The 6,909-nt window shown below is 60.5% G+C and carries 9 protein-coding genes; 2 read left to right on the top strand and 7 right to left on the bottom strand.

Annotated elements, in window-relative coordinates:
• Positions 1–130 precede the first annotated feature (130 nt).
• Positions 131–832, bottom strand: coding sequence for a Crp/Fnr family transcriptional regulator (locus EN932_RS24990; RefSeq protein WP_128369138.1), 702 nt, complete (start codon positions 830–832; stop codon positions 131–133).
• 151 nt (positions 833–983) lie between these two features.
• Here EN932_RS24990 and EN932_RS24985 point away from each other — a divergent pair, with 151 nt between their 5' ends.
• Together EN932_RS24985 and EN932_RS24980 are read left to right on the top strand one after the other, a co-directional pair.
• Complete coding sequence (locus tag EN932_RS24985; RefSeq protein ID WP_127365827.1) at positions 984–1,421, top strand: pseudoazurin; 438 nt, start codon at positions 984–986, stop codon at positions 1,419–1,421.
• Between the two features lie 106 nt (positions 1,422–1,527).
• Positions 1,528–2,703, top strand: a complete 1,176-nt coding sequence (locus tag EN932_RS24980; protein WP_128369137.1) for an NnrS family protein — start codon at positions 1,528–1,530, stop codon at positions 2,701–2,703.
• A gap of 57 nt (positions 2,704–2,760) precedes the next feature.
• Here the strand turns inward: EN932_RS24980 and EN932_RS24975 are convergent, their stop codons facing one another.
• The 6 genes from EN932_RS24975 to EN932_RS24955 all read right to left on the bottom strand — a co-directional run.
• Positions 2,761–3,636 (bottom strand): SUMF1/EgtB/PvdO family nonheme iron enzyme, encoded by an 876-nt coding sequence (locus tag EN932_RS24975; protein WP_127365826.1) that lies wholly within the window; start codon positions 3,634–3,636, stop codon positions 2,761–2,763.
• A 52-nt stretch (positions 3,637–3,688) separates the two neighbouring features.
• Positions 3,689–4,795, bottom strand: a complete 1,107-nt coding sequence (nirK, locus tag EN932_RS24970) for a copper-containing nitrite reductase (RefSeq protein WP_127365825.1) — start codon at positions 4,793–4,795, stop codon at positions 3,689–3,691.
• A 441-nt stretch (positions 4,796–5,236) separates the two neighbouring features.
• The gene (locus tag EN932_RS39770; protein ID WP_348630212.1) at positions 5,237–5,659 is read right to left on the bottom strand and encodes a CBS domain-containing protein; all 423 of its coding nucleotides are present in this window, start codon (positions 5,657–5,659) and stop codon (positions 5,237–5,239) included.
• A 33-nt stretch (positions 5,660–5,692) separates the two neighbouring features.
• Positions 5,693–5,938, bottom strand: coding sequence for a CBS domain-containing protein (locus tag EN932_RS39765; RefSeq protein ID WP_348630211.1), 246 nt, complete (start codon positions 5,936–5,938; stop codon positions 5,693–5,695).
• A 64-nt stretch (positions 5,939–6,002) separates the two neighbouring features.
• Complete coding sequence (gene ccoS / locus EN932_RS24960; protein WP_127365823.1) at positions 6,003–6,173, bottom strand: cbb3-type cytochrome oxidase assembly protein CcoS; 171 nt, start codon at positions 6,171–6,173, stop codon at positions 6,003–6,005.
• The coding region (locus tag EN932_RS24955) for an HAD-IC family P-type ATPase (protein WP_128369136.1) at positions 6,170–6,909 on the bottom strand (740 nt) is incomplete at its 5' end. The genes EN932_RS24955 and ccoS, both read right to left, overlap by 4 nt.

Raw genomic sequence — 6,909 nt, 5'->3', positions numbered from 1 at the left:
CAAGATGCTCTGCGTCGGCTGCCCGATAGGCGCTTTCCATACGGTGACTGAGGCATGCCGGGAACATCAAGTCGATGAGGGCGACTTTCTGGTCGAACTCGAATTTGCCATTCGAGGAGAACGATGACTGTCAGTCCTTTTCCCGATTCTCCGCGAGAACGACAAGGCGATGCGCATCTTTGACCGTGACCCTCTGGCGCCCGCTGACAATTATTCCGTTCTCTTCCCATTTGCTGAGCAGCCGGCTGACGGTGTGCAGCGTCGTTCCCGTCATCTCAGCAATGTCCTGTCTCGAAATCGGGAAGTCGATTTCAATGCCACTGTCAGTCTTTCGGCCGGTCTGGTTAGCCAGTCGTAGAAGCGCATGCGCAACCCGCTGCTCTACCTGTTCCGTGGACATCTCCACCACCCGCGTCTGCGTCTCCTGCAGCCTGCTTCCAACCGTCCTGTAGGTGGCTGCCCCAAACAGGGGGAAGCGTCTCGACAGATCAGGCCACAGATCGTTTGACCAGGCCAGCACCACGCAGTCCACCGCCGCGACTGCGCTGGCAGGGTAGGTCGTCCGGCCGAGGGCCGCGGCGACGCCAAAGATCTCGCCTTCGCTGATGTATCTGGCGATGACCTGCTGTCCGTCCGGCGTTGTGCGGACCACCCGTATGTGCCCGGCGATCAGCACGAAGAAGGAATGGGCTTCGGCTTCCTGCTCGAAGATCATTGAGTCTTTGGCGTAGCGTGACGATCGGGCACTTCTGAGAATCTCGCTTTGCTCTTCGGGCGCCATCCCTTGGAAGAGGGGCAGCCGCGATATCAGCGATCGGTCCAGCGCAGCCAAGCGGATCCCTCACAGCCCTACGGTTCCGCATCAGTCATGCGGGAGATCTTTCTTACCCCGAGTTTGCGCCAGCGCAAATTGCCCACGGGCCAATCAGGCTAGATGGCATGGAACGGCGCAATGCCGCGAAGACGAAACAAAGGACAAACCGATGAAACTCTCCATCCTCGCCGCCGCCGTCACCATCCTCGCGCTCGCCAGCGGCGCAAGTGCCGCAGAGCATGTAGTGCAAATGCTCAATAAGGGTGAAAAAGGCGCAATGGTTTTCCAGCCGGACTTCGTCCAGGCGGCTCCTGGCGACACCGTGAAGTTCGTACCGACCGACAAGACGCATGATGCCGAGTCGATCAAGGGCATGCTTCCGGATGGCGCCGAGCCTTTCAAGGGAAAGCCCAGCGAGGAAATCACTGTCACGCTGACGAAGGAGGGCGTCTACGGCGTCAAATGTGCACCCCATTACGGCATGGGCATGGTCGCACTGATCGTTGTCGGCAAGCCGGTCAACCTCGATGCCGCCAAGGCGGTCAAGCACGCAGGCAAAGCAAAGACGGTGTTCGCCGATCTGTTCACTCAGATTCCCGCCAACTGACCAGCAATCGACTACACCCATGCCTGCTCCATGAAAGGGCAGGTGCGGGCCGGATGGACCGAGGACGGCGGTTCATCCGGCCCTGCTCGTTTGAAGGATGCAAATCATGGGAATTCCTCGCCATCGGGCCTACATCGGGCCTGCATTTCTTTCCTACGGGTTCAGGCCCTTCTTCTTCCTCGGGTCGCTTTATGCCGCGCTCTCAATTCTGCTTTGGCTGCCGGTGTATGCGGGCGAACTCGATGCTCATAGTGTTTTTGCTCCCGTCGACTGGCACATCCACGAGATGCTGTTCGGCTATCTGCCAGCGATCGTCACCGGGTTCCTGCTGACCGCCATTCCCAACTGGACCGGCCGGCTGCCCGTGCAAGGCCTGCCGCTGCTGGCGCTGGTTGTCCTGTGGCTTGCCGGACGCGCCGCTGTCTTCTTCTCGACGGATATCGGCTGGGAAGCAGCGGCTGTGATCGATGGCTCTTTTCTGCTTGCGGTCGCAGCGGCGGCGGCACGCGAGATCGTCGCCGGACGCAATTGGCGCAATCTCAAGGTGCTGCTGCCGCTTGGCGTTCTGGCGGGCGCCAACGGCGCGTTCCACATCGAGGCGCACCTTCAAGGCACATCGGCCATCAGCCTCAGGCTCGGCATGGCTGCGGCGATCATGCTCATCTCGCTGATCGGTGGGCGCATCATTCCAAGCTTCACCCGTAACTGGCTCGTGCGCGAAAATCCGGGCAGGCTGCCGGCCCCATTCGAGCGTTTCGACATCGCATCGCTTGTCATCTCAGGCATGGCGCTGGCAGCGTGGACGTTCGCTCCCGACCACCGCGCGTCAGGAACGCTTATGACCGTCGCCGCAGTCTGCCAGGCGTGGCGTCTGTCGCGCTGGGCCGGCGAGCGCACACTGCGGGATCCGTTGGTGCTGGTTCTCCATCTTGCCTATACCTTCGTGCCGGTCGGTCTTGCCTTGGTCTCGGCGTCGATCTTCTTTCCCGATGCCGTACCGGCGGCGGCAGGACTTCACGCGCTCGGCACTGGTGCGGTAGGTTCAATGACGCTTGCCGTGATGATCCGCGCGACGCTTGGGCACACCGGGCAAAAGCTCAAGGCCGGGAAAGGCGCCTTGTTCATCTTCGTGGCCGTCCTTCTCGCGGGATCATTTAGAATCCTGGCCGCCTTCTTGCCCTATGACGTGGTGATCGACATGGCCGGCACCGCATGGGTGGCGGCATTTGCCGGCTTCACCCTGATCTACGGAACCGCATTGATGACGCCAAAGGCACGGTGAGGCGACGGGGAGAGCAGGTGACAGTCGAAACGCGATGGAACAGCCGCTGCTCTTTTTTCACGCAATGCCGAGGTGGCCGAGGAAACGGTTCGCCCACCCTCGATGGTCCCGGACTAGCCTGAATCCAAGATTGTCGGGAGGCGTGCCAACAGCACAGCCTCCGCTTTTCCCGTCGCTGACGAAGTTCGACATGTAGGCTCTGTGAAGCCCTTCAAGGACGTGGACACCGCAATTGTCGACGGAACTGGCAACACCGGTCCCATCCGCCGCCAACGTGGTGCGGACATAGCAGGTCGACGTCCACTCCCAGACGTTACCGGAAAAGTCGTAGAGGCCGCGCGAATTCGCTCCAAAAGAGCCACGGCTCCTGGGCAAGGGATCCGGTTTGCGATTGAGGTCCACCTCGGCCTGGTAGCTGGTGAGCCAACGCCTGGCAGGGTTGCTGGCATCGTTTTCGACACCCTCAAATTCTCCTGCGAACCGCTCCGCCGCGGCAAACGCCCACTCCTCATCGGACGGCAGCCGCCAGTCGTCGCCTGTCGCCTTCGAATACCATTGGGCGTAGGCATTGGCGTCGAGATAACTCACTCCGGTAACGGGAGCACCGGGCGCGATCGCGCGCGTCTCCTGTGCTGTCTGACAGCCGCCAGCCGCAACACAGCTCGCATAGTCTGACACGCTGACCTGATAGGTCATGATTTCGATGGGTTCGTTGAACTGTCGGCTGAGCCGGGGATTTGATTGCGGGCGTCCATTCCTCAGGTACTCGCCCGGCAGGGGATAGGTGATCGAGCCAGGGTCCAAGGTGACTGTCGTGGCGGCAGAGTGGGGCGGTCGATGTCCGCTCCAGCCGATGTTGAGCCAGGACAAGCCCATTGGCACCGTCGCGGCCGCCATGGCGACCGAAACAACCTTCAGGGTGAAAGAAGACATGGCTTTTGTCCATGCCCGGACAGCATCGCCGTCCGGGCAAATTGGAGTGCCGTCAGTTGGTGGCGATGGGTTTAGGCGCCTCGACCTGTGTCATCAGGTCGTCGTCCCAATCGCCCTCGACCATGAAGTGAGCGGTCGCCCCGAGTTCCACGGCTTCGATCAGATTGTGGTTGACGTAAGCGTAGACACCGGGCTGCAGGAACGTATAGAGCGCCGAGCCCGCCGAGCCGCCACGGATGAACCAGGTTTCCAGGTCCTTAGCCGGCGGGTTGGCAAATTTTCCTTGTTCCCAAACATAGTCGCCGTGTCCACCGATGAGATGTGGTCGCGTATCGCGGTTGGCCTGTGAATGGACGATCAAGACGGTTTCGCCGACCTTGGCTTTCATGGCGTTGTCACCGGTCAGGGATCCGACCTTGCCGTTGAACACGACATGCGTCGGGATCAACCCGCGCATGACCTTGACGATGTCGTCGTAGCCGTCGCCGGCCGATTCGTAGCTCTTGAAATTGCCCTTCTCGTCGCGCGGAATATAGAAGTCGCTCTCGCCGATGTAGAAGATCTTGTCGTATTTGACCGGCTCGCCCTTGTCGTTCCTGAGTCCGTCGCGCGGCAGCACCATGATTGCGCCATTCATGCCGGAGACGACATGCCAAGGGATCATCGGACCACCAGGGGCGCAGTGATAGACGAACGTTCCCGTCCGCGTCGCCTTGAAGCGCAAGGTCACCTGTTCGCCGGGATTGATCAGCGTGAGACCGCCGCCGCCCAGAGCGCCGGTCGCGGCGTGAAAGTCGATGTTGTGGGCGAGTGAGTTGGTATCGGGGTTGATGAGCGTCAGTTCGACATAGTCGTCCTGGTGCACGACCATCAGCGGGCCGGGGATCGAGCCGGCATAGGTCATCGCATTGAGCTTCGTGCCATCGGCGTCGATGACGACAGGCTTTTCCTCGATCGACATGGTGAACTCGAGGATCTTCGGTCCGCCCTCGGCGATCTGGTGATGCGGATGCACGAACGGCGGCGCCACGAGCTTGATCTTTTCCCGGGGGAGCCCCTGAATGTCTGCCTTTGTCACCGTTGCCGAAAATGCCGGCAATGCCGCCACGGCGGCAGCGCCAATGGCTGCTCCGAAAAGGGCCTCGCGTCGCGTGATCATGTCAGTCTCCTGTCTTTCTACCGTTGCGGATGAGTAGAAACTATCGGACCTGACGCAGCGTTTCTTTGCGCTGGCGCAAATTGGCGGATGTTAATCCCAGAAACAACAGCCCTCGGATTGCGTCAGTCTTGTGAGCCAAGTTTGATATGCTGCAGTTTTGGTGTCGCATCTTTCTGCAAGCCTGCGCAGTCACTGGCGGCTCTCTGAAGATCAGCCGCCGGTATCGTTCTGCAGATAGATCTGAGTTTGCAAGGTGGCCAAGCCCACCTCGACAGAGGGCAACGGCCATCGCATTTCCGTCAGTGCGCCTGCCGACAGCGTGCTCGCCAAGCATGAAGGGCGCTACACGCCGCAGGAGGCGCCAACGGCCTCACATCCAAGCGATGTAGGAAGCGAGCAGAACCCAACAGGACTCTTCTTTGCGTCCCCGCTTTTCCGCAGCTACGAAACCATCCTCACGGAGAGCGGATCTGTACCGAGGAAGAGGCTGTCCTTGACTTGCCCGACGCCGGCAACGTTCTCCGCTGCAACGATTGCAGCTTTCCGTTGACGCTCGTCGACAATCGCCCCGGTCAGTTCGACGACGCCGTCGCTGACCCTAACATCAATCAAGTCACCACCGCCCCACGATTGTCCCTGCAGCTCGGCAAGTATAGCCTTGCGGATCAGGTCGTCATCGGGTGGCGTGGTGCCCTGTTTCGACGTGGTGCGGATCAGGACACGTAGCAAATCAGTTCGCGTGACGATTCCGACGACCCTTTCCCGATCGACAATCGGCACATTGTTGATGCGGTGTTGCATCATCAAGTTTACAATATCAGCAATCGAGGCGCCTGGAGGCGCCGAAATGACGTTTGTAACCATCACCTGATGAATGATCCGGCCGTTCGAGCGCGATTAGTCATCGGCGATTGTGCCCGGGCCAAGATCAAACTCCAGCCAGCGAGGACGCGCCCGCTCAGTTCCCAGTTCCTCTCGGCGCAAGAAGTCGCTTTTGCTTACAATGCCAACAAGGGCACCGTCGCTGCCCGTTACCGGGAGGCAGCTTATTTTGTTTGAGAGCATGAGCTCGACTGCTTCGGCAATCGTCGCGTTCGCATCCGTTGTGATGACTGGCTTCGTCATTATGGCTTCGGCTTGCATGCTCACCTCCTGATTTTTGTCAGACGACGATGGGACATTGCGACACGCGGCGCTTTGATCTGAGTCACTTGGAACGGGGGGCACTCTCCGCGCCGTCGTCGCGTTCGATGAGAATGCGCTCCGCCGCGCCGTCGAGATCCTCGTACTGACCGCTTCTCAACGCCCACAGGAAGCCGGACAGGCCGAGTGCGCCCAGAAAAAGCGCGACAGGTATGAGGTAAGTGAGAGTGGTCATGACGATCCGACCAGTTCGTTGGCGTTGGCCAGTCTTTCGCGGCGAATGTTCTTGGCCGGTGAAATTGGCTCTGACGAGCGCAGGCGCAGCGCATTGCCAATGACAAGCAGCGACGAGGCGGACATGGCGACCGCCGCTATCAAAGGCGTGACGTGCCCGAGGATGGCGATCGGTACCGCGACCGCATTGTAGACGATCGCGATGACGATGTTCTGCCGGATCAAGCGTCCTGCCTGGCGCGAGACGTCCAGCGCCAGTGGGATGGCCAGGAGGCTTTCGCGCAGAAAAACGAAGTCGGCTGCATTGCGGCCAATGTCGGCGGCCGTGGCGGGCGCGATCGAGACATGCGCAGCGCTCAGCGCCGGCGTGTCGTTGAGCCCGTCGCCAACCATCAGGACCTTGTGCCCGTCTCTCGCCAGACTCTCGATGCGTTCGACCTTGCCGGACGGCAGGAGGCAAGGGACGAAGTCATCGACACTCAGAACGTCCGCAACCTCCGAGCAGGCTTTGGCGGTGTCGCCCGAGAGCATCTCCACGTGCAGACCCGCATTGTGCAGTTGATCAATGGCTGTTCTAGCGTCGGCGCGCAGCGCATCCTCGAAAACGAAGGATGCGACAATCATCCCGTTTTCCGTCAGGACTGTTCCGCCGTAGCCATGTTTGCCTTCACCGCCGGTTCGAGCCTTCCAGCCCGCCCATCCGCGTCGACCCAGCCGCCGCTGGAAGCATTTGGCGG

Source organism: Mesorhizobium sp. M7A.F.Ca.US.002.01.1.1 (assembly GCF_004022955.1).
GTDB classification, from domain to species: domain Bacteria; phylum Pseudomonadota; class Alphaproteobacteria; order Rhizobiales; family Rhizobiaceae; genus Mesorhizobium; species Mesorhizobium ciceri.
This window is presented reverse-complemented; position numbering and strand designations above follow the sequence as displayed.